Genomic DNA, 23,700 nt, shown 5'->3' on the forward strand with positions numbered 1-23,700 from the left:
CATAGTGCCATTGCGGGAGTGCCCCTTTCGCCAATGACAAGCAATGAGAACGGGAGACGAAACATGAAGTTCTTTGGCTTCGCGGCCGGTGTCGCCGTGACCCTGCTTTCCACAACCTCCGCCTTCGCCGTCACGCAGATCAGCTGGTGGCACGCCATGACCGGCGCCAACGCAGAGGTCGTCGACAAGATTTCCAAGGATTTCAACGCCAGCCAGGGCGACTATCAGATTGTTCCGGTTTTCAAGGGCACCTATCCCGAAACGCTGAATGCCGGCATCGCCGCCTATCGCGCCGGCCAGTCGCCTGACATCATCCAGGTGTTCGATGTCGGCACCGGCGTGATGATGGCGGCCCGGGACGCGATCAAGCCAGTGGCCGAGGTGCTGACCGGCGCCGGGATGGACTTTGACAAGAGCCAGTATCTGCCAGGCATCGTCGGTTATTATTCGACGCCGGACGGCACCATGCTGTCCTTCCCCTACAACTCCTCCTCGCCGATCCTCTACTACAACAAGGACATCTTCCAGAAGGCGGGGCTCGATGTGAACAACCCACCCAAGACCTGGAACGAGGTGTGGGAGGATGCCAAAAAGATCAAGGCGAGCGGCGCCGCCGCTTGCGGCTACACCTCGACCTGGCTGACCTGGATACACCTGGAAAACTTCGCGGCGTGGAACGATGTGCCGTGGGCCACGCAGCAGAATGGCCTGGCCGGCGGTGATGTCGAACTCAAGATCAACTCGCCGATCTTCGTCAAACATTTCCAGGCGCTCGCCGATCTGGCCAAGGACGGCACCTTCAAATATGGCGGGCGCACCTCCGAAGCCAAGCAGATATTCCTCGCCGGCGAATGCGGCATCTTCACCGAATCCTCGGGCGGCCTAGGCGACATCGTCAAGTCGGGCATGAACTACGGCATTGGCCAGTTGCCCTATGACAGCGACGCCAAGGGCGCGCCGCAGAACACGACGCCGGGCGGTGCCAGCCTTTGGGTCTTCGGCGGCAAGTCCGACGAGGAGTACAAAGGCGTCGCGGCTTTCTTCGCCTATCTGTCCAAGACCGATGTGCAGGAATATCTGCACCAGAAATCGGGATACCTGCCGGTGACGCTCGCCGCCTATGAGGCGACGAAAAAGTCCGGCTTCTACGACAAGAATCCCGGTCGCGAGACGCCGATCCTGCAGATGACGGGCAAGGCGCCGACCGACAATTCGAAGGGCGTGCGGTTGCCGAACTTGCCGCAGGTGCGCGACATCCAGAACGAGGAGTTCGAAAAGATGCTTGCCGGCCAGGAAACCGTCCAGCAGGCGCTCGACAATGCGGTCACGCGTGGCAACGCGGCGATCAAGGAAGCGCTGGGGAATTAGGGCGCGTCCGAACCTATCGAGTTATAGTCCTTGCTCTACGAGGCCCCCCTCTGCCCTGCCGGGCATCTCCCCCTGAAGGGGGGAGACTGGCTGTCGCGACCGTTTTCGGCGATTGTCAAAGCTGGAGAATGGCAGCTGCCGCAGGAACTGCCAATCTTCCTCCAAGAGGGGGAGATGCCCGGCAGGGCAGCGGTGAGCGCCGTAGAGTGCCGCTCGGCTTTCCACGCCGGAGCGGCGCATTGACCCCGCGCGTCGTCTTTCCCAACAAAGTCTTGCCATACCTCCTGGTGGCGCCGCAACTTGCCATCACGCTGGTGTTCTTCTACTGGCCGGCCGGGCAGGCGCTCTACCAGTCGATGCTGAGGCAGGATCCGTTCGGGCTGAGGAGCAGGTTCGTCTGGTTTGCCAATTTCCGCAAGGTGCTTGCCGACCCGGCCTATCTCAACTCGATCAAGGTCACAGTGGTGTTTTCGCTCGCGACCGTGATCGTTGCCATGGGCGTGGCGCTGCTCCTTGCCGTGATGACGGAAAAGGTGGTGCGCGGCAAAGGCCTCTACCGCACGCTGATGATCTGGCCCTACGCGGTGGCGCCGGCGATTGCAGGCATGCTGTGGCTGTTCCTGTTCAATCCATCGATCGGCTCGCTGTCTTATCTGCTGAGACGTTTGGGTGTCGCCTGGGATCCGCTGCTCAACGGCACCGACGCCATGATCCTTCTGGTGGCGGCGGCCGCCTGGAAGCAGATCAGCTATAATTTCCTGTTCTTCGTCGCCGGGCTGCAGGCGGTGCCGAAAACGCTGATCGAGGCGGCGGCGATCGACGGCGCCGGCGAAACCAAGCGCTTCTGGACCATCGTCTTCCCGCTTTTGGCGCCGACGACGTTTTTCCTTTTGGTCGTCAACACCGTCTATGCCCTGTTCGACACGTTCGGCATCGTTCACGCCGTCACCGGCGGCGGGCCGGGCAAGGCCACCGAGACACTGGTCTACAAGGTCTACAATGACGGCTTCGTCAATCTGATCCTCGGCGATTCGGCGGCGCAGTCGGTCATCCTGATGGTCATCGTCATCGCGCTCACCGCCATCCAGTTCCGCTACGTGGAACGCAAGGTTCATTACGGCTGAGGAGCGCGATGATCGGTCAATCCCCGTTTCGCATTTTCCTTGCACATGCCGTGCTCATCCTCGGCATACTGATCGTGGCCTTTCCGATCTACTACACTTTCGTTGCCTCGACGCACACGCTGCAAACCATCCTTAGGCCGCCACTGCCTTTCCGGCCGGGCAGCGAGTTCTGGAACAATTACGGCGAGGCGCTGTTCGGCGGCGTCGGCCGCATCGGCGGGCTCGGCGTCGGCCGGCTGCTCCTCAACTCCACGATCATGGCGCTCGGCGTCGCGGTCGGAAAGATATTCATCTCGATCCTGTCGGCCTATGCGATCGTCTTCTTCCGTTTTCCGCTGCGCATGACTTTCTTCTGGCTGATCTTCATCACCCTGATGCTTCCCGTCGAGGTGCGCATCCTGCCGACCTACAAGGTAATGGTCGACCTCGGTATGATCGACACTTATGCCGGACTGATCATCCCGCTGATCGCCTCGGCCACCGCAACGTTGTTGTTCCGCCAGTTCTTCATGACCATCCCGGGCGAGTTGGTCGAGGCGGCGCGCGTCGACGGCGCCGGTCCATGGCGGTTCTTTTTCGATATCCTGTTGCCATTGTCGCGCACCAATATCGCGGCGCTGTTCGTCATTCTTTTCATCTACGGCTGGACGCAGTATCTGTGGCCGCTGCTGGTCACCAACAGCAACGATATGAACACCATCGTCATCGCACTGAAGAAGATGGTCTCCTTCGCCGATGCCGACACCCAATGGCATTTGGTCATGGTCACGGCGATCCTGGCAATCTTGCCGCCAATCCTGGTTGTGGTGCTGATGCAGCGCTGGTTCGTGCGCGGACTGGTCGACACCGAAAAGTGAGAAGCCGATGGCGACGGTCGATCTGAGGGACGTGAAGAAAGTATATGCCGGCGGCGTCGAAGCCGTGAAGGGCGTCTCCATTGCCATTCCCGACAAGGAACTCTGTGTGCTGGTCGGGCCGTCCGGCTGCGGCAAGTCCACGCTTTTGAGGATGATCGCCGGGCTGGAGACCATTTCTTCCGGCACGGTCGCTATCGACGGCAAGATCGTCAACACGATCGGCCCGACCGAGCGCGACATCGCCATGGTGTTCCAAAACTATGCGCTCTATCCGCATATGAAAGTCTACGACAACATGGCTTACGGGCTACGCAATCGCGGTACGCCCAAGGACGAGATCGACAGCAGGGTTCGTTCGACCGCCAAGGTGCTGGAGCTTTCAGCGCTGCTTGACCGGCGCCCGCGCGAGCTTTCAGGCGGTCAACGCCAGCGCGTCGCCATGGGCCGCGCCATCGTGCGCAATCCGAAAGTCTTCCTGTTCGACGAGCCACTCTCCAATCTCGATGCCAAGCTGCGCGGCCAGATGCGGGTCGAAATCAAGAACTTGCAGCGCTCGCTCGGTGTCACCTCGGTCTACGTCACCCATGACCAGTTGGAAGCGATGACGTTGGCCGACATCCTTGTCGTCATGAATGGCGGATTGGTCGAGCAGGCGGGCGCGCCACTCGACATTTACGAAAAGCCGGCCTCGACGTTCGTCGCCTCTTTCATCGGCGCACCGCCGATGAATCTTCTGTCCCTTTCGGGTCCGGCGCTGACCGGCAGCAAGACGAGCGACTTTGCGCCTGCGAATGCCGTCACGCTTGGCTTCCGCCCCGAGGATGCCGATGTCACTTTCGCGGCCGAGGCACCGTCCGGCGCGCTCGTGCTGCCGACAATGGTGGAGGCGGTCGAGCCGGTGGGAGCGGACAGCTTTCTTCACTGTGCGGCAGGAGGCGACCGCATCGTCGTGCGTGTGGCCGCGCGCGCAACAGCCAAGCCCGGCGACCAGTTGCGCGTCGTGGCCAAGGCCGAGAAACTTCACTGGTTCGATCAGGCTGCAAAGAGGGTCGACTGACGCCAATCTTGCATGCTGATCAGCGAGCCGCGAACCGTCGGCCGGTCAGGCGAATACATGCGCCTGTCCCGACACGGTGAGCCGGACGATCTCACCGACCGCCGGCGCGTCCATGCCGGACTTGCGCAGGATCAGCGGCGTGCTGCCGATGGCGGCGGCGTCCGGCGGGTCGGGGCTGTTGAGCAACCGCACCGCGACCGTGCAGGTCGAGCCGGCGAATTCGGATTCCGTTACCTCGCCAAAAAGCATGTCCGGCGTGCCCGACATGCCCTCGCGCGATGTCCGCTTCAGTCCGATCTGCTCCGGCCGCAACATGATGCGGGCGACATCGCGGCTGTCCGACGTATCGACGGCGATGCGGCCAAGCGGCGACGTGGCGAAACCGCCCGCTATCTTCGCCGGCAGGATGATGGCGTCGCCAAGGAACTCGGCAATCATCCTGTCCTTCGGCTTGAGATAAAGTTCGCGCGGCGTGCCGACCTGCGAGAACCGGCCCTCGCGCATCACCGCGACCTGGCTGGCGAAGGACAACGCCTCGGCCTGATCGTGCGTCACCAGGATGGTGGTGATGCCGGCGGCTTCGAGCAGTTCCGCCACGGCCTTGCGCATGGAGGCGCGCAGGCCGGTGTCGAGCGCCGAGAACGGTTCGTCGAGCAGCATCAGCCGCGGCTTCATCGCCATGGCGCGGGCGAGCGCCACGCGTTGCTGCTGACCGCCGGAGAGTTCGTGCGGGCGGCGCTTCAGGATCGCCTTGTCCAGCCCTACTATATAGGCCAGTTCGACGATGCGTTCGGAGCGTTTGTCCAGCCTGCGGTCCATCCCGAAACCGATATTGTCGCCAATCGTCAGGTGCGGAAACAGGGCGCCGTCCTGTGCAACCAGGCCGATACCGCGGCGGTGCGCCGGAACGGCGCCGCCGCTGTCGGCCAGCATCTTTCCGTCAAGCACAATGCTGCCCTGGTCGGGCGCCTCGAAACCGGCGATCAGCCGCAGCAAGGTGGTCTTGCCGCAGCCGGACGGCCCGACGATGGCCGTGCGGCTGCCGCCGGCGACGTCGAGATCGATGCCGGCAAGCGCCGCGACCGGGCCGTAATGCTTGTGCAAGCCCCTGAGTTCGAGAAAGCTCATCGTCCTGCCATCCGTTTTGACTGGACATAGAGCAGCCAGGTCAGGGGCAGCGACATCGCCACCATGATGAAGGCGTAAGGTGCTGCCGAAGCGTAGTCGATCTCGCCGCTGTAGGACCAGAATGCCATCGCGAGCGTGCGGGTGCCGTTCGGCGCCAGCATCTGGGTCGCGGTCAGCTCGTTCATGATGCCGAGCGCCACCAGCGCCATGCCGGCGGCGGCACCCGGCGCCGACAGGCGGATCGTCGTCGACCACAATGCATGGAGCGGCGACCGCCCGAGGCTGGACGCGGCGCGCTCGAGCTCGACCGGCGCCTGCGCGATCGACGCCCGCAGGCTGATCAGGGCGCGGGGCAGGAACATCAAGGCATAGGCAACCAGGATGGTGAACAGGGTCTGATAGAGCGGCAGGGCGATGCGCACGGTGATGGTGACCAGCGCCAGTGCGATCACGACCCCGGGCAGCGGTCCGACGATGTAGTTGCAGCCCTCCAGCAAGCGCTGCAGAGGCCCCGGCGCGCGGATCGAGATCCAGGCCATCGGCATGGCGGCGACGGTGGCGAGCAGCGCGCCGGCGAGCGCCAGGAACAACGTCTGGCCGAGCGCCAGGCCGATCTCGTCGAGCCGCCAGACCTCGGCGCCGCCGGCGGCAAGCCAGCGTCCGATGGTGACGAACGGTACGCCGAGCGCCAGAAGCGTGGTGGCGGCAAGCAGCAGCAGGCAAGGCACGGTCGCCCGGCCGAGCGGCGCGCGCTGTTGGTGGCGCGCGGCGCCCGAACCGACGCGGGCATAGCGCTCTTCCCCGCGCACCAGCACCTCCAGCCCGAGCAGCACGAAGCAGCAGCTCACCAGCACGCCGGCCAGCATATTCGCGGCCGGCCCGTTGAAGGTCGATTGGAACTGGTCGACGATCGCCGTGGTGAAGGTGTCGAAGCGGATGAAGACGTAAAGGCCGTATTCGGCCAACAGGTGCAGGCCGACCAGCAATGCGCCGCCACAGATGGCAAGCCTGAGCTGCGGCAGCACGACGCGCCAGAACACACGCCAGGGACCAAGGCCGAGTGCGGCCGCGGCGTCTTCGAGCGCCGGATCGAGCCGGCGCAGGGCCGCCGATACCGGCAGATAAAGGAACGGGAAATACGCTATGACAGAGACAAGCACGCCGGCCCACAAGCCATGCAGCCCGGGCACCATGGTGATCCAGGCATAGCTGTGCACGAAGGCGGGAATGGCGAGTGGCGCCACGCATAGCCAGGCCCACAGCCGGGCGCCGGGCAGGTCGCTGCGTTCGGTCAGCCAGGCCAGCGCCACCGACAGGATGATGGCGATCGGCACGGCGAGCGCGACAAGCAGGACGGTGTTGGCCAGAAGCTCGCCGACACGCGGCCGGAAAACCAGCGCCGAGACGGTTTCCCAACCGGTCTGCACGGCGACCCAGACGATGAAGGCAAGCGGCAGCAGGGCCAGCAGCGAAACGAAGATAGCGGCGGCAACGATCCATGACGCAGCGCGCCGGCGCGCCCTGCGGCGCGTCCTCGGCGGCAGGCCCGGGCTTGCAATGTCGGCCGCGAACTGCATCGGCTCAGACTTCGCGCCCTTGCCGCCCGGCGGCGGCAATCGAAAGACCACGATCATGGTCGGGAATACAGCGTGTCGTCATCGACGAATGCCATCTCGAAAAAACAAAACGCTCCCGCGGAATTCCCGCGGGAGCACGGCCGGTGTCCTTATTAGGACGAACGGCAACTAAAGCAAGCCGGCCGCCGTCATCAGGTCGGTGGCTTTCTTGGAGTTCAGCGTCGCGGCATCGATCTTCGGCGCCTGCAGGTCGGCCAGCGGCACCAGCTTCGGATTGGACTCTGCGCCCTTGCCGACCGCGTATTCGAAGGACGTTCCGTTCTTCAGCACGTCCTGGCCGCCCCTGCCGGTCACCCACTTCAGGAAAGCCTGGGCTTCCTTGGGATGCTTGCTCGAAGCCAGCACGCCACCGCCGGAGGTCGAGACGAAGGCGCCCGGATCCTGGTTCTTGAAATAATGCAGCGCTACGTTCTTGCTGTTCTCGCCGGTCTTGGCCTGATCGCCGAAGTAGTAGTAGTGATAGATCACGCCGCCTTCGATCTCGCCGGCGTTGACCGCCTTCATCACGGTGCTGTTGCCCTTATAGGCGGTGAAATTCTGCTTCATCGCCTTCAGCCAGTCCGCTGTCGCGGCTTCGCCCTTGAGCTGCAGCAGCGCGCTGACGATAGCCTGGAAATCGGCGCCCGACGGCGAGGCGGCCCAGCGGCCTTTCCAGCTCGGATCGGCAAGGTCGAGCAGCGACTTGGGCAACTGGTCGGCCTTGAGCTTGGTGGTATTGTAGGCAAAGACGGTGCTGCGGGCGGCAACGCCGACCCATTTGCCGCTCGCTGCCTGATAATCCTGCGGAACCTGCGCCAGTGTGTCGGCGTCGACCGGCGCGAACAGGCCGGCATTCTCGACCAGCACCATGGCCGGCGAATTCTCGGTCAGGAACACGTCGGCGGGCGAGGCGGTGCCCTCCGCGACGATCTGGTTGGAGAAATCGCTGTCGCCGCCATTGCGCAGCGTGACCTTGATGCCGGTTTCCTTGGTGAAGCCGTCGGCCCATTCCTTGGCGAGGCTCTCGTGCTGGGCATTGTAGACGATGATGCCTGTATCCTCAGCCATCGCCTGGCCAGCCATCAGGCTGACCGCCACCACCGCGGCGCCGGCAAGGGTGGAAAGAGCGTATTTCATGGGCGTCGTCCTCGATCTCGTTGAACTGGCACGCAGCACCTATCGATACATGACAGGTGTAGTCAACATTTTTGGCCTGCTTCAATCGGCCGCTGGCGGCATAGGCCCATGCCAGGCGGACAATTCCGCGTGATGGCCGCGCGCGACCGACGGTCCAGGACACAGTCGCCGTCGACGAGCCCAAGTTCGCGTTCGCCCGCAATCTTTCGTGACTTGCCGGTAGTTTGCCTTGGACATTATTTCGCCGGCCACGTAACAAATCAGCGCCGAGGCGCGAAGATCGGGGAGTGAACTCTTGTGAGCGGCAAGGACGAGGCCGAGCTTTCCCGGCTGATGCGAGCCGCGATCGCGGGAGATGAAAGGGCCTATGCCGACTTTCTGCACCGGACGGCCGCTCTGGTTCGCGGTTTTGCCAGGCGCAAGATCGTCAAAGGCGGGGTCGATCCCGAGGATGTCGTGCAGGAAACCTTGCTGGCCATTCATGTGAAACGGCACACCTGGCGCCAGGACGCACCTGTGCTGCCCTGGGTCTATGCCATCGCGCGCTTCAAGTTGATCGACGCGTTCCGGCGGCGCGGACGGCGCATCGAGATCGATGTCGACGATATCGCCGAAACCTTCGCCGAGCCGGAAACGGAAACCGTCAGCGAACGCGACATCAGCCGGGCGCTCGACGGCCTGCCGCCGGCACAGCGCTCCGTGGTGTCGTCCGTGTCGGTGGAGGGGCGCTCGATCGGCGACACGGCAGCCAAGTTCGGCATCAGCGAAACAGCGGTGCGGGTTTCTTTGCATCGCGGACTTGCAGCCATTGCCAAGCGGTTCGGGCAGGGGCGGTTTGGGCGGGAATGACATGAGGACCGAGGATCTCATCAAGGCGCTTGATGCCGACGCCCGCAGCAAGGCGATGCCGCTGCGCTCGGCCTGGTGGCTGGCTGCCGGTGTGGCCGCCGTGATCGCGGGCGCGGTTTTCATGATGACGATCGGTCCGCGCCCCGACTTCATGGCTGCCGCACATACGATGCGCTTTCTTTCGAAGTTCCTGTTCACCATCGTGCTCGCCGCCAGCGCCTTCGCCTTCGTCAGGACATTGTCGACACCGGGAGCATCGACAGGCAAGGCGGCGGCCTGGATGGCGGCTGCGCCCGTGCTCGTGGCAGTGGCCGTGGTGCTGGAGCTTTACGCCGTGCCCGAGGCCGACTGGGGCAGGCGTCTCGTCGGTTCCAACATGATGGTCTGCATGGGGCTCATCCCGCTGATCGGCATCGGCCCGCTTGCCATCTTCCTGTGGATGCTGCGCTATGGCGCGCCGACACGGCCGGTGCTGGCCGGCGCGGCCGCGGGCCTGCTCGCCGGCGGGCTGGCGGCAACCTTCTATGCCGCGCATTGCTTTGATGATTCGCCGCTTTTCGTCGCCACCTGGTATACGATCGCGATCGCCGCGCTGGCGCTGCTCGGCGCGCTCGGCGGCCGGTTTTTCGTGCGCTGGTAGCGCGACGCCCGCTGCTGCATCCCGCGCGCATACCGATCCTTAATCATGCCGGCAAATGTTTGCCGGCCGGCGGCATCGCCGATACCCGACGCAACCTTTCCTTAAAATCGATCCGTCAGGATTTTCACGGGAAATGCGATTGCCCACGGGGTGGTACAAATCGTGGCAATGCGAAGGATCATCGGGCCGGCGCCGCACAGACGTGCGGGGTTGGCTCTGCTCGTGGGCGGGACAGCGGCGATGACGGCATCGATCCTGCTGTCGCGGCTGGATCCCGGCGCCGAGACGCTCGAATTATGTGTGCAGGCGTCGGTCGGTGTGGCAGCCGGCGCACTTCTCCTGGCCTGCATGTTCGCGCGCGTCATCCGCAAGGACCGCCGCCAGATCGCCGAGAGCGAGCAGCGCTTCCGCCGTGCCATGGAGGATTCCTCCATCGGCGTCGCCATCGTCGGCCTCGACGGGCGCATTCTTGAGGCCAACCCGGCTTTCGCTGCCATGCTCGACTACCGCCGCGACGAGATCGAGGCGTTGACCTTCTTCCAGCTCACGCATGCCGACGATCTGGAGATCGGGCGGGAGACGATGGAAGACCTGAAGGCCGGCAAGATCGATTCCTTTCATTTCGAGAAGCGCTATCTCAAGAAGGACGGCACGCCCGTCTGGGCCCGGCTGGCCGGCTCCGTCATTCGCGACGGGAATAGCGGCCGGCCGCTGTATCTCGTCTCGCAGATAGAGGACATCGATGCGCGCAAACAGGCCGAGGCGCGGATCGCCGAGGCCGAAACGCGCTGGAACTTTGCGTTGGCCGGCGCCGGCCAGGGCGTCTGGGACTTCGACAAGCGCAGGGGCGGCACCAACTATTCCTCGACCTGGGTCAAGATGCTGGGTTATGCCGACGGGGAACTCGACGGTGACCCCGATCACTGGCTGGCGATGATACATCCCGACGATCGCGAAGCCGTGGCCGAGGCGGACCGCGCCCATCTCGAAGGCCGCACGCCGTTCTTCGAGGCCGAATTCAGGATGCGCCACAAGGATGGCCGCTGGCTCTGGTTCCTCGACCGCGGCAAGGCGATCGAGCGCGACGAAGAGGGGCGGCTGATCAGGGCGATAGGCAGCCTGACCGACATCACCCGGCGCAAGCAGGCGGAGGAGCGCCTCGCCGTGTCGGCGGCCATGCTGGCCGACGAAAAGGAGCGCCTCAAAGTGACGCTCCAGTCGATCGGCGATGCCGTCATCTGCACCGATGCCGCCAACCGCGTCACCTTCATGAATCCTGTCGCCGAAAAGCTGACCGGTGTCTCTTGCAATGATGCCCTCGGCAAGACGCTCGGCCATGTCTATTGGGCGGTCGACGAGGAGACCGGCCACAGGATCGGCGTGGCGCGGCCTGCGATCGGCGGCCAGGGAGCCGATGACCAGAACAGCCGCGCCGTCCTCATCCGGCGCGACGAGACGCGCTGCAGCATCCGGCAGGTCGTGTCGCCGATCATGAACGAACGCAACGAATTCTGCGGACTGGTCATCGTCTTTCAGGACTTCACCGATGCGCGGGCGCTGCAGCGCCAGCTTGCCCACGCCGCCGCGCATGATGCGCTGACCGGCCTTGCCAACCGCGCGAGTTTCATCCGCGCCATGGAAGAACTGGTCGATCAGGCCCGCAAGGAGGGGATCGGACATCAGTTCATGTTCATCGACCTCGATCATTTCAAACTGGTCAACGACACAGGCGGCCACGCGGCGGGAGACGCATTGCTCAAGCGCGTTGCCGAGGCCGTGCGTGGCGTGCTTGGTCCGCAGGACATGGTCGCGCGTCTGGGCGGCGACGAATTCGCGGTCATTCTGAAGTCGGGCTCGGCTGCCGGGGCCAGAATCGCGGCGCGATCCATCATCGATGCGATACAGGGCCTCGACTTCACCTGGGAAGGCCGTCCTCATTCGATCGGCGCCAGCATCGGACTGGCTCCTATCAACGCAGATTGCGGCGCGGTCGACGAGATCATCGCCAGGGCAGACGCCGCCTGCTACGTGGCCAAGGCTGCCGGTCGCGGATGCGTGTCCATGGCGCCGGAGACCGATGCGAAGGACGACAGAGTCGAAATCGAGACGCCCACGCCCCTGGCCGCCGCGTCGTAAACCCGCGCGGCCAGGCCGTGATCAGTCTGGCGGGTCAGCGTGTCGGAACCGGATGCTCGCCGCGATAATCGTAGAAGCCGCGGCCGGTCTTGCGGCCGAGCCAGCCGGCCTCGACATATTTGACCAGCAACGGGCAGGGGCGGTACTTCGAATCCGACAGGCCGTCATGCAGCACCTGCATGATTGACAGGCAGGTGTCCAGGCCGATGAAATCGGCCAGCTGCAGCGGCCCCATCGGATGGTTGGCGCCGAGCCGCATGGCGGTGTCGATCGCATCGACCGTGCCGACGCCTTCATAAAGCGTGTAAATCGCTTCGTTGATCATCGGCAAAAGGATGCGGTTCACGATGAAGGCCGGAAAATCCTCCGAGACCGTGATCGTCTTGTCGAGCTGCTTCACATAGGTCTTCGCCGCCTCGAAGGTCTGGTCCTCGGTGGCGATGCCGCGCACCAGTTCGACCAGCTTCATCAGGGGAACCGGATTCATGAAGTGGATGCCGATAAAGCGCTCGGGGCGGTCGGTCTGCGCGGCTAGCCGCGTGATCGAGATCGACGAGGTATTGGTCGCCAGTATGGCCTCGGGATTGAGCTGCGGACAAAGCTGGGCGTAGATCTTGCGCTTGACCGTCTCGTCCTCGGTCGCTGCCTCGATGACCAGGTCGGCACCGGCGAGATCGGCCATGGATGGCGCCGCCGCGATGCGCGCCATCGCCTGATTGCGGAGCTTCTCGTCGAGCTTGCCGGACCCCACCTGGCGGGCCATGTTGCCGCTGACAGTGGCGATGCCCTTCTCGATACGGTCGGGCGATATATCGTAGATCAGCACCTTGTAGCCCGAAAGCGCGGAGACATGGGCGATGCCGCCGCCCATCTGGCCCGCGCCGATGATGCCGATCGTTTCGATCTTGCTCATTACACCGATCCCGTCGAAAAAGGCCTTTGCGGCCTGCTTTTTGTGCGGTGCAAACTAAAAGGGTGGGGCGACTTCGTCTACCCCACCCCTCACAATTTAATACGCTTTGCGGCAGGGCGTCAAAGCGCCTTCTGCAACTCCGGCAGGACAACGAACAGATCGCCGACGAGGCCATAGTCGGCAACCTGGAAGATCGGCGCTTCCTCGTCCTTGTTGATGGCGACGATGACCTTCGAATCCTTCATGCCGGCGAGGTGCTGGATGGCGCCGGAGATGCCGACGGCGATGTAGAGGTCGGGGGCGACGACCTTGCCGGTCTGGCCGACCTGCCAGTCATTCGGCGCATAACCGGCATCGACGGCGGCGCGGGATGCGCCGACGGCAGCGCCGAGTTTGTCGGCGACCGGCAGGATGACCTCCTGGAACTTCTCCGAGGAGCCGAGCGCGCGGCCGCCCGAGATGATGATCTTGGCCGAGGTCAGTTCCGGACGGTCGGTCTCCGACAGCTTGTTCTCGACAAAGGAGGAGAGGCCCGGATTGGCCGCAGCGCTGACGGTTTCGACAGCGGCCGAACCGCCCTCGGGCGCCGCCTGGAAGGAGGCGGTGCGCACGGTAATGACCTTCTTGGCATCGGTCGACTGTACCGTCTGGATGGCGTTGCCGGCATAGATCGGCCGCTTGAAGGTGTCCGGCGAGACCACTTCGATGATCTCGGAGACCTGCGCCACGTCGAGCAAAGCGGCCACGCGCGGCGCGACGTTCTTGCCCGACGAGGTTGCCGGCGCGACGATGGTGTCATAGGAGCCGGCCAGCGACACGACGAGCGCCGCGGTCGGCTCGGCGAGACGCTCGGCAAGCTCGTCGGCTTCGGCGAGCAGCACCTTGCTCACGCCCTTCAGCTTGGCGGCGGCGTCGGCTGCGCCCTTGGCGCCCTTGCCGGCCACCAGCACATGCACGTCCGAGCCGATCTGCAGCGCGGCCGACAGCGCCTTGGCGGTCTGGTCGGAAAGGGTAGCGTTGTCGTGTTCGGCGATGAGGAGAATGGTCATTTTATCTGTTCCTTCCGATCTCAGAGCACGCCGGCTTCGTTCTTCAGCTTGTCGATGAGCTCGGCGACGCTCTTGACCTTGACGCCCGCCTTGCGGCCGCCCGGCTCTTCGGTCTTGATGACCTTCAGCCGCGGCTTGACGTCGGCGCCGTAGTCGGCCGGGCTCTTCTCGTCGAGCGGCTTCTTCTTGGCCTTCATGATGTTGGGCAGCGATGCATAGCGCGGCTGGTTGAGGCGAAGGTCGGCAGTGACGATCGCGGGCATCTTCAGCTCAACCGTCTGCAAGCCGCCGTCGACCTCGCGCGTCACCCTGGCCTTGTCGCCCTCCAGCACCACCTTGGAAGCAAACGTGCCCTGCGCCCAGCCGAGAAGGGCTGCGAGCATCTGGCCGGTCTGGTTGGAATCATCGTCGATCGCCTGCTTGCCGAGGATGACAAGGCCGGGCTGCTCGGCCTCGACCACGCCCTTCAGCACCTTGGCGACGCCCAGTGGCTCTGTCTGCTCGTCGGTCTTGACCAGGATGGCGCGGTCGGCGCCCATCGCGAGCGCGGTGCGAAGCGTCTCCTGCGCCTGCTGCGGGCCGATCGACACGACGATGATCTCTTCGGCCTTACCGGCTTCCTTGAGCCGGATCGCCTCTTCCACCGCGATCTCGTCGAATGGGTTCATCGCCATCTTGACGTTGGCCAATTCCACCGCCGAACCGTCAGCCTTGACGCGAACCTTCACATTCGCATCCACAACCCGCTTCACGGGCACAAGGATCTTCATTTTCCTGTCACCTCTCTTGAGATAGTTGGAGCGCGCTATACCAGCGTGAACCCTGTCAGAGTTGTCGAAAGCCGACATTCCGGATGGAAATTCTGCTCTTCAACCGCCAAAGGCGGGCGGAAACGCTTCCGTAGTTGCGGCGAACCCGCACGTCAATATGCCACGGCGTCGGGCAATTCACTCAATCGGTTCAGTCGGGGCCGGGGGCACTTCCTCGACCCCAGCGTGGCACGGGCTGCGCGGCAATCGGCTCGTTTACGGCCGGATCTACGGCGATGGCGGGCTGGTCGGCGGGTGCGGCCTCTTCGTCCGCGCCCGCAAAAAGCGGCACGCCGCGGCTACGCAGCACGAGCACCAGCACGGCGCCGGCGATGATGCCGCCTATGTGGCAGGCCCAGGAAATCTGGTCCTCGCCACCGGCGGCGAACATGACGATCTGGAACAGCACCCACAGGAGGAGCGGGATGAAGGCCGGGATGCGCAGCGGAATGCGGGCAAAGGCCAGCACCCAGACCTTCACCCTGGGATAGAGGATCAGGTAGGCGACGACCACGCCGGCGATGGCGCCGGAGGCGCCGATCAGCGGCACCTGCGAGTCCCACGCGATGAGGCCCTGGAAGGCGGCTCCGGCGATGGCGCACAGGAGGTAGAAGATGAGATAGCGGATATGGCCGAGCGCGTCCTCGACATTGTCGCCGAACACCCACAGGAACAGCATGTTGCCGCCAAGGTGGAAAATGTCGGCATGCAGGAATGAGTAAGTGAGATAGCTCAGGCTTTCGGGAATGACGATAAAGCGCGGGTCGAGCTCTGCCGTGTCATGCACCACGGAGGGGATGAAGCCGAGGCCGAGCACGGCGGCATTGGTGAAATTCTCGCCCCCGAGCGCGGTGGCGCAATAGACCAGCGCGTTGGCCAGGATCAGGGCGATCGTCACATATTGCAGCCTGATGTGCCGCAGCCTGTTGGTGTCGTAGAGCGGGATGAACATAGGTGCCTGGCCTCTCCCGCCTTGGCATAGTTCAGCGGTTCTTGCCAGGAACCCATAACACGTCGGCATTTCCATTGTCATTGACCGCCCTGGCGGCGACGAACAGGAAATCGGAGACGCGGTTGATGTATTTCAGCCCGTCGCGGTTGACGTGCTCACCAGGATGCTGTGCGAGCGCCACCATCAGCCGCTCGGCCCGCCGCGCCACCGTTCGGGCGAGATGGAGCGCAGCGGCGGCCGGCGTGCCGCCGTTCAGCACGAAGGATTTGAGCGGCTGGAGGTCGTTGTTGAGGAGGTCGATGTCGTGTTCGACGCGCTCGGTCTGCGCGGCAATGATGCGCAGCGGTTCGTAGCCGAGCGGCTTGCCGTCGTCGGGCACGGCCAGATCGGCGCCGAGGTCGAAGAGATCGTTCTGGATGCGGGCAAGCATGGCGTCAATCGCCGGGTGGCTTGGGGCGGTGTGAACACGAGCCATGCCAATGCAGGCGTTGGCTTCGTCGACAGTGCCGTAGGCGTCCACCCTGAGATCGGACTTCAGCCGCCGCTCACCCGTGCCGAGCCCGGTGGTGCCGTTGTCGCCGGTGCGGGTGTAGATCTTGTTGAGCTTGACCACGTCGCCTCCCGAACGGCCGGTGTCCTCATTTGCGGGTGAAATACACGGCCAGCAGGATCAGCGCCAGCGCCACGGCCTGCAGCACGACGCGCGTCTGCATCAGCTTGTTGGAGGTCATGCCGGAACCGCCGCGCATCATGTTGATCAGGCCCCGGACCAGCACGATCACCACGGCGACCATGACCAGGATGGCAAGGATGTTGAAGACGGATGCCATTTTGCGTTTCCAGTCCTTTTCTTGTTCAGGCGCGTTTGGCGAGCAGGCGGTGAAGCATCGATGCCGGAAGGATGCGTTTGAGCGTGGCGCCGACCTTGGCCGGCACTGTTACCACATAGTGCGGGCGCGGGCGCCGCGACAGAAGTGCATGGCGAAGCGCTTTGTGGACCACTTCCGGCCCCGGCTTCAGCGCCGATTGGCTGCCGCCGGTGCGCATCCGTTCCAACTGCTCCTCATAGTCCGCGCGATGCACGGAATTCTCATGGTCGATATTCCTGAGAAACCAGGCGAGGCCATTGCTGGCGATCTTCGATTTCACCGGCCCCGGCTCGATCAGCGAGACATGCACGCCGCTGCCGGCCAATTCCTGGCGCTGACAGAGCATCAGCGCCTCCAAAGCATGTTTGGATGCCGAATAGGCGCCGCGAAAACGTACCGGCACCAGGCCAAGGATCGACGAGCAATGAACGATCCGGCCACGGCCCTGGCGGCGCATCACCGGCACGAGCCGGCGGGTCAGGTCGTGCCAGCCGAAGAAATTGGCCTCGAACTGCTCGCGCAAGGCGGCCACCGGCAGATCCTCGACCGCGCCCGCTTGTGCATAGGCGCCATTGTTGAACAGAGCATCGATTCTGCCGCCGGTCCGCTCCAGCACTGATGCCGCAAGCGCTTCGATGGAGGCAGGTTCGCGATAGTCCAGATAGAACGCCTCGATGCCCTCCTTTTCCAGGGCCGCGATGTCTTCGGGCTTGCGCGCCGTGGCGAACACCCGCCAGCCTTCCGCCTTGAGCGCCCGCGCGCAATAAGCGCCTATGCCGGACGACGCGCCGGTGACGATGATGACGCGCAACGCGCGTGCCGACGGATTCGTCTTATGACCAAGGGTTGCCATTTGCCGCATTCCCTTCCCATATTCGCGGCGTCGAGACAATCGAAGGGGAGCGCGGTTCTTGTTGCGGAATATCGTCGCCCTGCGCCGCGTGCTCTACGACGCGATCGGTCATTTCAACACCGATGACGGCTGGGCGATGGCCAGCCATCTGGCAATCACCTCGCTGATGGCGTTGTTTCCGTTCCTGATCTTCGCCACCACGCTGGCGAGCTTCCTCGGCGCGCAAGCCTTCGCCGACACGGCCGTGCACCTGGTCTTTGACACCTGGCCGGAACAAATCGCCAAACCGATCGCGCGAGAGGTGCTGAACGTGCTCACCGTGCGACGATCGGATCTGCTCACCTACGGCGTGCTGCTGGCCGCCTATTTCGCCTCGAACGGCATCGAGGCGCTGCGCACCTCGCTCAACCGGGCCTATCGCGTCACCGAGACGCGCGGCATCATCTATCGCCGCGTGCAGAGCATCTTCTTCGTGCTGATCGCCACGGCAGGCTTCCTGGCGATCAGCGTGCTCCTGGTCTTCGCGCCATTGCTGGCGCGGCTGGCCGAGGCGCATTTCGAGTGGATAAAACCCTATACGGGCACCATCACGCTGTGGCGCTACGTCATCGCCTCGACCGTCATCGTCGGCGGTCTGTTTTCAGTGCATTACTGGCTGCCGGCCGGCAAGCGCCGTTTCGTCTCGCTGATCCCCGGCATCGTCTTCACGCTCGCCGCATGGCTGATCGGCTCGACCATTTTCGCCACCTATCTCGACCATTTCTCGTCCTATGTGACGACCTATGCCGGGCTTGCCTCGATCATGATCGCGGTGGTCTTTCTCTACATCGTGTCCGCGATCTTCATTCTCGGCGGCGAACTCAACGCAGCAATCAGCCGCTATCTCGAGGCACGCGCGCGGGTGGGATGACCGGCTGAATTGAAGAACTGGAGAATTGGAGAATTGGAGAATTGAAGAAGAAGCCCCCAGCGCCAGATGGCACCATTTTCCTCAATTCCTCAATTCCTCAATTCCTCAATTCCTCATTTCTACAATTCTTCCCTTGGTCTGCCGCGCCGTTGCCAGACCGACACCGAAGGTCGTGATCGCCATGCCGGCAATCTGAAGCGCGTTGAGCTGCTCGTCGAACAAGGCCCAGGCGATGACGGCCGTCACCGCCGGCACCAGATAGAACAGCGAAGCGACCTTCGACATCTCGCCGTCCCGGATCATCACCATCAGAAGGAAGATGGCGCCGATCGACAGCACCAGCACCAGCCAGACCATGGCGAAGATCAATTCGCCGTTGATGACAACCGTGTGGGTCTCGAAGGCCAGTGAAGCCAGGATCATCACCGAAGCGCCGCCGACATATTGCCACATGGTCGCGGCGACGAGGTCGCCGCCGGAAGCAAAACGCTTCTGCCATATCGTGCCGGCGCTCATGCCGAGCACCGAGACCAGCGAGGCGGTCAGCGTGGCTGACGTCACGCCGCCGCCGAGCGCGCCGAGCTTTGGCCAGAGCACGATGACGACGCCGGCCAGGCCGACCGCGAGGCCGGCCCAATGGCGCGGCAGGATCGCCTCGCCGAGAAACTTGCCGGCGAGCACCGCCGTGATCAGCGGCTGCAGGCCGACAATCAGCGCCGACAGCCCGGCGGGCATGCCCCTGTGGATAGCCCAGAAGACCGCGCCGAGATAGACGCCATGCATCAGAATGCCGGCCCCGGTGGCGTGCAATGCCTCTTCGCGGGAGGCTCTCTTGGAGCCAAGCACGACCACCAGGCCGGCGAACAACGCCGCCGCCAGGACGAAGCGCGCAGCCAGGAACGTAAACGGTTCGGCCCACGGCATGGCATAGCGGGCGCCGATGAAGCCGGTCGCCCACAGGACGACGAAAGTGGCGGGGATGAGCCGCTTGACGCTGTGCATTTTCCGGGGACCGCGCTTGACGAGAATTGAGCCGTGGCGAAGCTCTAGTCCGGTTCAAGCCGGCGCGCAAAACGAAACGATTGATCCATGCATCACCGGAATTCAACCGGCCGCCTTTTCCGCAAACTGCCTCTTCGGCCTTCGCCTGCATCAGAGACCGACCATCCGCCTGACATCGTGAGCCGACACGCCCGCTTCGCGCAAGACGGCAAGGCCGGTGTCCTTCAGGCTTTTCGACAGCTTGCGCCCGTCGGGTCCCAGGATCAGCCGGTGATGGAAATAGGCTGGCTGCGGCAGGCCAAGCAGTTCCTGAAGCAGCCGCTGCACCCCGGTGGCGGAATAAAGATCCTCGCCGCGCACGACATGGCTGACGCCCTGCAGCGCATCGTCGACGACGACGGCGAGATGATAGCTGGTCGGGATTTCGCGGCGCGCCACGATCACGTCGCCCCAATCGCGCGGGCGGGCCTCGACGACGCGCGTCGCGGAAAGCGATTCGTCTGAAAATTCGTTCCATGACAAATCCTTGCCGACGCGTGCCATCGCCGCATCGACATCCAGCCGCCAGGCGAAGGGAGCGCCCTCGGCAATGCGGCGCTGGCGTTCCTTCGCCGGCAGAGCCTTGTCGACGGCGGGATAGACCGGCACGCCGTCGGGATCGCGCGGCCAGTCGCGCTTTTCGCTCTCGGTGATGAAAGCCCGGATCTCGCTTCTGCTCATGAAGGCGGGATAGACAAGGTCCTCCCGGATCAGCCGGTCAAGCACCGTCTCATAACAGGCGAAGTGCTCGGATTGCCGTCGTACAGGCTGTTCCCAGGCAAGACCGAGCCATTTCAGGTCGGCAAAGATGCCCGCCTCGAATTCCGGCGAGCAGCGCGTGGTGTCGATATCCTCGATGCGCAGCAGCAGGCGGCCGCCGACCGCTCGCGCCAGTTTCTGGTTGAGCAGCGCCGAAAAGGCATGGCCGAGATGCAGTTCGCCATTGGGACTGGGCGCGAAACGGAATGTCAGGAGTGTCATCTCTTGAGCGGCAATCGGGTTGTGCGGCGGTTTTGCCAATTGCTACCGTGCGGCCGGTTCAGGAACAAGAAAGCATGCAACGTATCGCCACATTGGACGACATCGCCCGGGGGCTCGACGCGCTTTGCGCGATCGACCCAAGGCTGGAAAAGATCCGCGGCATGGCGGGCGAGGTGCCGCTACGGCTTTCCCAACCGGGATTCTTGAGCCTTGCCTCGATCATCGTCTCGCAGCAGGTGTCGCGCGCCAGCGCCGATGCGATCTTCGGCCGGCTGACGAAACTGGTCGACCCGCTGACGCCGCTGGCGATCCTTGCCGCCGGCGAGGACATGTTTCGCGAGGCGGGCCTGTCGCGACCCAAGCAACGCGGCCTCCTCGCCGCCGCCCAGGCGGTGGCGGACGGCCTCGATCTTCATCATTTGTGTTCGCTTGACGCCGGCGAGGCAATCACGACCATGACGGCGGTGCCCGGTATCGGTCCGTGGACGGCGCAGGTGTATCTGCTGTTCGCCGCAGGCCATCCCGACATCTTCCCGGCGCGCGATGTCGCGCTCCAGACCGCCGTCGGCCATGCGCTCGGCATCGACCCGCGTCCGCAGGAGAAAACACTGATCCAACTCGCCGAATCATGGAGCCCATGGAGAGGTGTCGCATCGCGGCTTTTCTGGTCCTATTATCGCGAATTGAAGGGCAGGGATGCCGCACCCCCGGCCTGAAAACGCGAAAAAGCATCAAAATCTCGTTTTTTTGTGCCTTCGGACGCGTGACAATCCGCTTCACATCCCTGTCATGTCGGGCTTACAGTATCCGCGCCATTCAGGTTAGAGAACCAAGGAGGCCAACGACGTGACGGTTGCCGTATCTCCGGATGGGCTTCCAGCGCTGGTGCTGAATGCGGATTACCGTCCGCTCAGCTATTACCCCCTGTCGCTCTGGTCGTGGCAGGACGCCATCAAGGCGGTGTTCCTCGAACGGGTGAACATCGTCGCCGAATACGAGCACGCGGTGTCCTCGCCGACCTTCTCGATGAAGCTGCCGAGCGTCGTCAGCCTGAAGGCCTATGTGAAGCCGTCGCGGCATCCAGCCTTCACACGCTTCAACGTCTTCCTGCGCGACCGCTTCCAGTGCCAGTATTGCGGCACGCCCGACGATCTGACCTTCGATCACGTCATCCCCCGCCATCGCGGGGGTGCTACGACGTGGGAGAATGTCGTCGCCGCCTGTTCGCCCTGCAATCTCAGGAAAGGTGGCATGATGCCGGCCCATGCCAAGATGTGGCCGTTGCAGAAGCCCTACCAGCCGACGGTGCACGACCTGCACAATAATGGCCGTCTGTTCCCGCCCAACCATCTGCATGAAAGCTGGATGGATTATCTGTACTGGGATGTCGAACTCGAACCCTGAGATCGTCCGAGAATTCGGGACGCTGGCCGTCTGAAGCGATTGTCTCCATGATAGTCTGACATACCCTGATATCGGACCAGCTCGGCCGCGCTCACTTATCAGCGGCTTCGCGTTTTGAGGACCGGCTTCCTCCACTCCGTCGCTGCTTCGCAGCGCCACCTCTCCCCCCTCCGGAGGGAGAGGAAAGGAGCCTGAGGCAATAGGTTCGCGCCATTCCTCTCCCCCGTCGATCGGGGGAGAGGTGGCTCGGCGGAGCCGAGACGGAGTGGGGGTCGACCTGGCTCGGACGTCGAAAGCCGCGCTATCCGACTCGGCCCGCCGGATTTCTGCTCGAACTCTTGTCGTGCCGTTCGGTTGAACGGACTCAGTCGCGCGAAAGCGCGCTGCGGAAGGCGATGGCCGCGAGGACAAGGCTGGCGATGGCGTTCCAGCCGGCGAGCGACAGGCCGAGAATGCGAAGCGCGGCCTTGTCGCAGGACGGGGGCACGAATTTGTCGAGCGCGTCGAGGACGCCTTTGCCGCCGGTGTCGACCGGGCCTCCGCCCGCGGTGCAATCGGCCGGGCCCTGCCACCAGGCCCACTCCACGCCGGCATGATAGATGCCGAGATAAAGGCCATAGAGCATCAGCAGGCCGCCGATGGCCAGCAAGCCGCGCACCACCCATGCCGGCGCGTGCAGCGCCGATGCAAGCAGCGCCAGCAGCATCAGCGGCACGCCGATATAGTAGGGCGTGCGCTGTTCCAGGCAGAGATGGCAAGGGATGTAGCCGCCAATGTACTGGAAGGCGAGCGCGGAGCCGACAGTGGCGGCCATGGCTACGGCAAGGAACAGGGCCGTCATGGTCCGCTGGCGTCCGGTGTTGGCAGTCATGGTCGCAGTCATGGGGTCTTTCGTCCGTTATGTTCGCCGCTCGCCCGGTCTTGTGGTCCATGTCGCCACGCCGCCGCGCGGTTTGGGCGACATGAATCAGAAGGCGTATTTGACCAGGATATAGAGCAAAATCAGGGCGGCTGCCGCCGCACCCGCGATCAGGCCGAGGCGCTTTTCGATGAACTCGCGGATCGGCTCGCCATAGCGGCGCAGCAGCCAGGCCAGGAGCAGGAAGCGCCCGCCGCGCGCCACGATTGCCAGCGCGATGAACAGCAAAAGATTGACGCCGATGACCCCCGAAAGGATCGTCACCACCTTGATCGGCGGCAGATGGGCGGCGCCCGAGGTGATCAGCATCAAGATGATGAAGCCGATGCCCGAAGAGACGCGCAGCGCCTCGAACTCGTCATACTTGCCGTAGAATTCGAGGATGGGCCGCGCCAGCGCGTCGTAGGCGTAGTGGCCGATGAACCAGCCGGCGATGCCGCCCAGCACGGAGGCGACGGTGGCGATCAGCGCATAGCGATAGGCGCGATCAGGCCGCGACAGTGCCATCGGCAGATAGAGCACGTCGGCCGGCACCAGGAACACGGAACTCTCGACGAAGGCGATGAAGGCCAGCCACCATTCGGCGGATTTGCGCGCCGCCAGCGACAAGGTCCAGTCGTACAGTCCGCGAAGCATCGGCTCTCCTAATGTCGTAAATGCCTACCGCACGGCGCCCACATGCACGGCGTGGCCGGCATAAGGGCAGGCAGAAAACCAGGGGCATGGATGAAACAGGTGCATGCGTGAAACCAAGACCCGAAGCGCGCCGCGTTCCTTCTTCCGGACGCCAGGCGCTTCGACACGACGCCTGTCTAGAAAGATTTTCCGCGCCGCACAATGGCAGTGCCCGCAGGAAACCGAAAGGGGCGGTTTGGTCGCGGCTCCGCAGGCTATCGGCAACAGGCCAGTTGACGAACAGGCCTCCAACCGTATAGTCCGCGCCATCCAGGCCGCCCGGCCTGAGCCCCTATGGCGGAATTGGTAGACGCGCTCGACTCAAAATCGAGTTCCGCAAGGAGTGCTGGTTCGATCCCGGCTAGGGGCACCATTTCAGTCGCCGCTTCGATACGTCTGCCGCTAATTCCCGA

24 protein-coding genes and 1 tRNA gene are annotated in these 23,700 nt (G+C 63.8%); 11 read left to right on the forward strand and 14 right to left on the reverse strand.

Annotation, left to right across the window (positions count from 1 at the left end; genetic code table 11):
* Positions 1–63 precede the first annotated feature (63 nt).
* The 4 genes from ugpB to FJ953_RS28820 all read left to right on the forward strand — a co-directional run bounded on the left by ugpB (position 64) and on the right by FJ953_RS28820 (position 4,406).
* Entirely contained in the window at positions 64–1,368 is a 1,305-nt protein-coding gene (gene ugpB, locus FJ953_RS28800; RefSeq protein ID WP_140625576.1) for a sn-glycerol-3-phosphate ABC transporter substrate-binding protein UgpB, read from the forward strand.
* Between the two features lie 239 nt (positions 1,369–1,607).
* Positions 1,608–2,492, forward strand: coding sequence for a sn-glycerol-3-phosphate ABC transporter permease UgpA (ugpA, locus tag FJ953_RS28810; protein ID WP_140625577.1), 885 nt, complete (start codon positions 1,608–1,610; stop codon positions 2,490–2,492).
* Positions 2,493–2,500: 8 nt separating this feature from the next.
* Complete coding sequence (gene ugpE / locus FJ953_RS28815) at positions 2,501–3,349, forward strand: sn-glycerol-3-phosphate ABC transporter permease UgpE (protein WP_140625578.1); 849 nt, start codon at positions 2,501–2,503, stop codon at positions 3,347–3,349.
* A 7-nt stretch (positions 3,350–3,356) separates the two neighbouring features.
* Positions 3,357–4,406 (forward strand): sn-glycerol-3-phosphate import ATP-binding protein UgpC, encoded by a 1,050-nt coding sequence (locus FJ953_RS28820; protein ID WP_140500808.1) that lies wholly within the window; start codon positions 3,357–3,359, stop codon positions 4,404–4,406.
* A gap of 45 nt (positions 4,407–4,451) precedes the next feature.
* Here FJ953_RS28820 and FJ953_RS28825 read toward each other — a convergent pair whose 3' ends face one another.
* The 3 genes from FJ953_RS28825 to FJ953_RS28835 form a co-directional block, all read right to left on the reverse strand.
* Entirely contained in the window at positions 4,452–5,534 is a 1,083-nt protein-coding gene (locus FJ953_RS28825) for an ABC transporter ATP-binding protein (protein WP_140525436.1), read from the reverse strand.
* Positions 5,531–7,111, reverse strand: coding sequence for an iron ABC transporter permease (locus tag FJ953_RS28830; RefSeq protein ID WP_181175051.1), 1,581 nt, complete (start codon positions 7,109–7,111; stop codon positions 5,531–5,533). The genes FJ953_RS28825 and FJ953_RS28830 overlap by 4 nt, the downstream gene beginning before the upstream one ends.
* Before the next feature lie 168 nt (positions 7,112–7,279).
* A complete protein-coding gene (locus FJ953_RS28835) occupies positions 7,280–8,287 on the reverse strand; it encodes an iron ABC transporter substrate-binding protein (protein ID WP_140625580.1) in 1,008 nt (335 codons plus the stop codon).
* Positions 8,288–8,584: 297 nt separating this feature from the next.
* On the opposite strand from FJ953_RS28835, the gene FJ953_RS28840 reads away from it, so the two are divergent.
* The 3 genes from FJ953_RS28840 (at position 8,585) to FJ953_RS28850 (ending at position 11,912) form a co-directional block, all read left to right on the forward strand.
* The gene (locus FJ953_RS28840) at positions 8,585–9,136 is read left to right on the forward strand and encodes a sigma-70 family RNA polymerase sigma factor (RefSeq protein WP_140500812.1); all 552 of its coding nucleotides are present in this window, start codon (positions 8,585–8,587) and stop codon (positions 9,134–9,136) included.
* Position 9,137: 1 nt separating this feature from the next.
* On the forward strand, positions 9,138–9,776 hold the full coding sequence (locus FJ953_RS28845) for an NrsF family protein (RefSeq protein ID WP_140625581.1): 639 nt from the start codon (positions 9,138–9,140) through the stop codon (positions 9,774–9,776).
* 240 nt (positions 9,777–10,016) lie between these two features.
* Complete coding sequence (locus FJ953_RS28850) at positions 10,017–11,912, forward strand: PAS domain S-box protein (RefSeq protein ID WP_224655978.1); 1,896 nt, start codon at positions 10,017–10,019, stop codon at positions 11,910–11,912.
* A 34-nt stretch (positions 11,913–11,946) separates the two neighbouring features.
* On the opposite strand, the gene FJ953_RS28855 is transcribed toward FJ953_RS28850, so the two are convergent.
* The 7 genes from FJ953_RS28855 to FJ953_RS28885 all read right to left on the reverse strand — a co-directional run bounded on the left by FJ953_RS28855 (position 11,947) and on the right by FJ953_RS28885 (position 17,357).
* Positions 11,947–12,825, reverse strand: a complete 879-nt coding sequence (locus FJ953_RS28855) for a 3-hydroxybutyryl-CoA dehydrogenase (RefSeq protein ID WP_140500869.1) — start codon at positions 12,823–12,825, stop codon at positions 11,947–11,949.
* A 119-nt stretch (positions 12,826–12,944) separates the two neighbouring features.
* Complete coding sequence (locus FJ953_RS28860) at positions 12,945–13,874, reverse strand: electron transfer flavoprotein subunit alpha/FixB family protein (RefSeq protein WP_140558136.1); 930 nt, start codon at positions 13,872–13,874, stop codon at positions 12,945–12,947.
* 20 nt (positions 13,875–13,894) lie between these two features.
* The gene (locus FJ953_RS28865) at positions 13,895–14,644 is read right to left on the reverse strand and encodes an electron transfer flavoprotein subunit beta/FixA family protein (RefSeq protein ID WP_140525441.1); all 750 of its coding nucleotides are present in this window, start codon (positions 14,642–14,644) and stop codon (positions 13,895–13,897) included.
* A 190-nt stretch (positions 14,645–14,834) separates the two neighbouring features.
* Positions 14,835–15,635 carry a rhomboid family intramembrane serine protease gene (locus FJ953_RS28870; protein ID WP_140500872.1) on the reverse strand — a complete coding sequence of 267 codons (801 nt, stop codon included), beginning with the start codon at positions 15,633–15,635 and terminating at the stop codon, positions 14,835–14,837.
* Between the two features lie 31 nt (positions 15,636–15,666).
* On the reverse strand, positions 15,667–16,248 hold the full coding sequence (locus FJ953_RS28875) for a cob(I)yrinic acid a,c-diamide adenosyltransferase (RefSeq protein WP_140500873.1): 582 nt from the start codon (positions 16,246–16,248) through the stop codon (positions 15,667–15,669).
* 25 nt (positions 16,249–16,273) lie between these two features.
* Complete coding sequence (locus FJ953_RS28880; RefSeq protein ID WP_140500874.1) at positions 16,274–16,465, reverse strand: twin transmembrane helix small protein; 192 nt, start codon at positions 16,463–16,465, stop codon at positions 16,274–16,276.
* Positions 16,466–16,490: 25 nt separating this feature from the next.
* Complete coding sequence (locus FJ953_RS28885) at positions 16,491–17,357, reverse strand: SDR family oxidoreductase (protein WP_140625582.1); 867 nt, start codon at positions 17,355–17,357, stop codon at positions 16,491–16,493.
* 58 nt (positions 17,358–17,415) lie between these two features.
* On the opposite strand from FJ953_RS28885, the gene FJ953_RS28890 reads away from it, so the two are divergent.
* Positions 17,416–18,267 carry a YihY/virulence factor BrkB family protein gene (locus FJ953_RS28890; RefSeq protein WP_140500876.1) on the forward strand — a complete coding sequence of 284 codons (852 nt, stop codon included), beginning with the start codon at positions 17,416–17,418 and terminating at the stop codon, positions 18,265–18,267.
* A 105-nt stretch (positions 18,268–18,372) separates the two neighbouring features.
* Here the strand turns inward: FJ953_RS28890 and FJ953_RS28895 are convergent, their stop codons facing one another.
* Positions 18,373–19,269 carry a DMT family transporter gene (locus tag FJ953_RS28895; RefSeq protein WP_140560188.1) on the reverse strand — a complete coding sequence of 299 codons (897 nt, stop codon included), beginning with the start codon at positions 19,267–19,269 and terminating at the stop codon, positions 18,373–18,375.
* Positions 19,270–19,419: 150 nt separating this feature from the next.
* Positions 19,420–20,289, reverse strand: coding sequence for a tRNA glutamyl-Q(34) synthetase GluQRS (gene gluQRS / locus FJ953_RS28900; RefSeq protein WP_140625583.1), 870 nt, complete (start codon positions 20,287–20,289; stop codon positions 19,420–19,422).
* 74 nt (positions 20,290–20,363) lie between these two features.
* Between gluQRS and FJ953_RS28905 the strand changes: the two genes are divergently transcribed.
* Both FJ953_RS28905 and FJ953_RS28910 read left to right on the forward strand, forming a co-directional pair.
* Positions 20,364–21,005, forward strand: coding sequence for a DNA-3-methyladenine glycosylase (locus FJ953_RS28905; RefSeq protein ID WP_140500879.1), 642 nt, complete (start codon positions 20,364–20,366; stop codon positions 21,003–21,005).
* A 130-nt stretch (positions 21,006–21,135) separates the two neighbouring features.
* Positions 21,136–21,693, forward strand: a complete 558-nt coding sequence (locus FJ953_RS28910; RefSeq protein ID WP_023677956.1) for an HNH endonuclease — start codon at positions 21,136–21,138, stop codon at positions 21,691–21,693.
* 364 nt (positions 21,694–22,057) lie between these two features.
* On the opposite strand, the gene FJ953_RS28920 is transcribed toward FJ953_RS28910, so the two are convergent.
* Positions 22,058–22,576: a disulfide bond formation protein B gene (locus FJ953_RS28920; protein ID WP_140500880.1), complete on the reverse strand. Its 519-nt coding sequence runs from the start codon at positions 22,574–22,576 to the stop codon at positions 22,058–22,060.
* A gap of 84 nt (positions 22,577–22,660) precedes the next feature.
* On the reverse strand, positions 22,661–23,248 hold the full coding sequence (locus FJ953_RS28925; protein ID WP_140500881.1) for a YqaA family protein: 588 nt from the start codon (positions 23,246–23,248) through the stop codon (positions 22,661–22,663).
* A gap of 327 nt (positions 23,249–23,575) precedes the next feature.
* Here FJ953_RS28925 and FJ953_RS28930 point away from each other — a divergent pair.
* Positions 23,576–23,660: transfer RNA gene (locus FJ953_RS28930), tRNA-Leu, on the forward strand.
* Positions 23,661–23,700: the final 40 nt, after the last annotated feature.

Origin of the sequence: Mesorhizobium sp. B2-3-6, assembly GCF_006442305.1 — a bacterium.
Taxonomy (GTDB): Bacteria; Pseudomonadota; Alphaproteobacteria; order Rhizobiales; family Rhizobiaceae; genus Mesorhizobium.

Bases quoted from the DNA above. Each gene is read 5' to 3' on its own strand.
- ugpB (WP_140625576.1), top strand. From the start codon at position 64: ATGAAGTTCTTTGGCTTCGCGGCCGGTGTCGCCGTGACCCTGCTTTCC.
- ugpE (WP_140625578.1), top strand. From the start codon at position 2,501: ATGATCGGTCAATCCCCGTTTCGCATTTTCCTTGCACATGCCGTGCTC.
- FJ953_RS28820 (WP_140500808.1), top strand. From the start codon at position 3,357: ATGGCGACGGTCGATCTGAGGGACGTGAAGAAAGTATATGCCGGCGGC.
- FJ953_RS28825 (WP_140525436.1), bottom strand. From the start codon at position 5,534: ATGAGCTTTCTCGAACTCAGGGGCTTGCACAAGCATTACGGCCCGGTC.
- FJ953_RS28830 (WP_181175051.1), bottom strand. From the start codon at position 7,111: ATGCAGTTCGCGGCCGACATTGCAAGCCCGGGCCTGCCGCCGAGGACG.
- FJ953_RS28835 (WP_140625580.1), bottom strand. From the start codon at position 8,287: ATGAAATACGCTCTTTCCACCCTTGCCGGCGCCGCGGTGGTGGCGGTC.
- FJ953_RS28845 (WP_140625581.1), top strand. From the start codon at position 9,138: ATGAGGACCGAGGATCTCATCAAGGCGCTTGATGCCGACGCCCGCAGC.
- FJ953_RS28850 (WP_224655978.1), top strand. From the start codon at position 10,017: ATGACGGCATCGATCCTGCTGTCGCGGCTGGATCCCGGCGCCGAGACG.
- FJ953_RS28855 (WP_140500869.1), bottom strand. From the start codon at position 12,825: ATGAGCAAGATCGAAACGATCGGCATCATCGGCGCGGGCCAGATGGGC.
- FJ953_RS28860 (WP_140558136.1), bottom strand. From the start codon at position 13,874: ATGACCATTCTCCTCATCGCCGAACACGACAACGCTACCCTTTCCGAC.
- FJ953_RS28865 (WP_140525441.1), bottom strand. From the start codon at position 14,644: ATGAAGATCCTTGTGCCCGTGAAGCGGGTTGTGGATGCGAATGTGAAG.
- FJ953_RS28870 (WP_140500872.1), bottom strand. From the start codon at position 15,635: ATGTTCATCCCGCTCTACGACACCAACAGGCTGCGGCACATCAGGCTG.
- FJ953_RS28880 (WP_140500874.1), bottom strand. From the start codon at position 16,465: ATGGCATCCGTCTTCAACATCCTTGCCATCCTGGTCATGGTCGCCGTG.
- FJ953_RS28885 (WP_140625582.1), bottom strand. From the start codon at position 17,357: ATGGCAACCCTTGGTCATAAGACGAATCCGTCGGCACGCGCGTTGCGC.
- FJ953_RS28895 (WP_140560188.1), bottom strand. From the start codon at position 19,269: ATGCACAGCGTCAAGCGGCTCATCCCCGCCACTTTCGTCGTCCTGTGG.
- gluQRS (WP_140625583.1), bottom strand. From the start codon at position 20,289: ATGACACTCCTGACATTCCGTTTCGCGCCCAGTCCCAATGGCGAACTG.
- FJ953_RS28905 (WP_140500879.1), top strand. From the start codon at position 20,364: ATGCAACGTATCGCCACATTGGACGACATCGCCCGGGGGCTCGACGCG.
- FJ953_RS28920 (WP_140500880.1), bottom strand. From the start codon at position 22,576: ATGACTGCGACCATGACTGCCAACACCGGACGCCAGCGGACCATGACG.
- FJ953_RS28925 (WP_140500881.1), bottom strand. From the start codon at position 23,248: ATGCTTCGCGGACTGTACGACTGGACCTTGTCGCTGGCGGCGCGCAAA.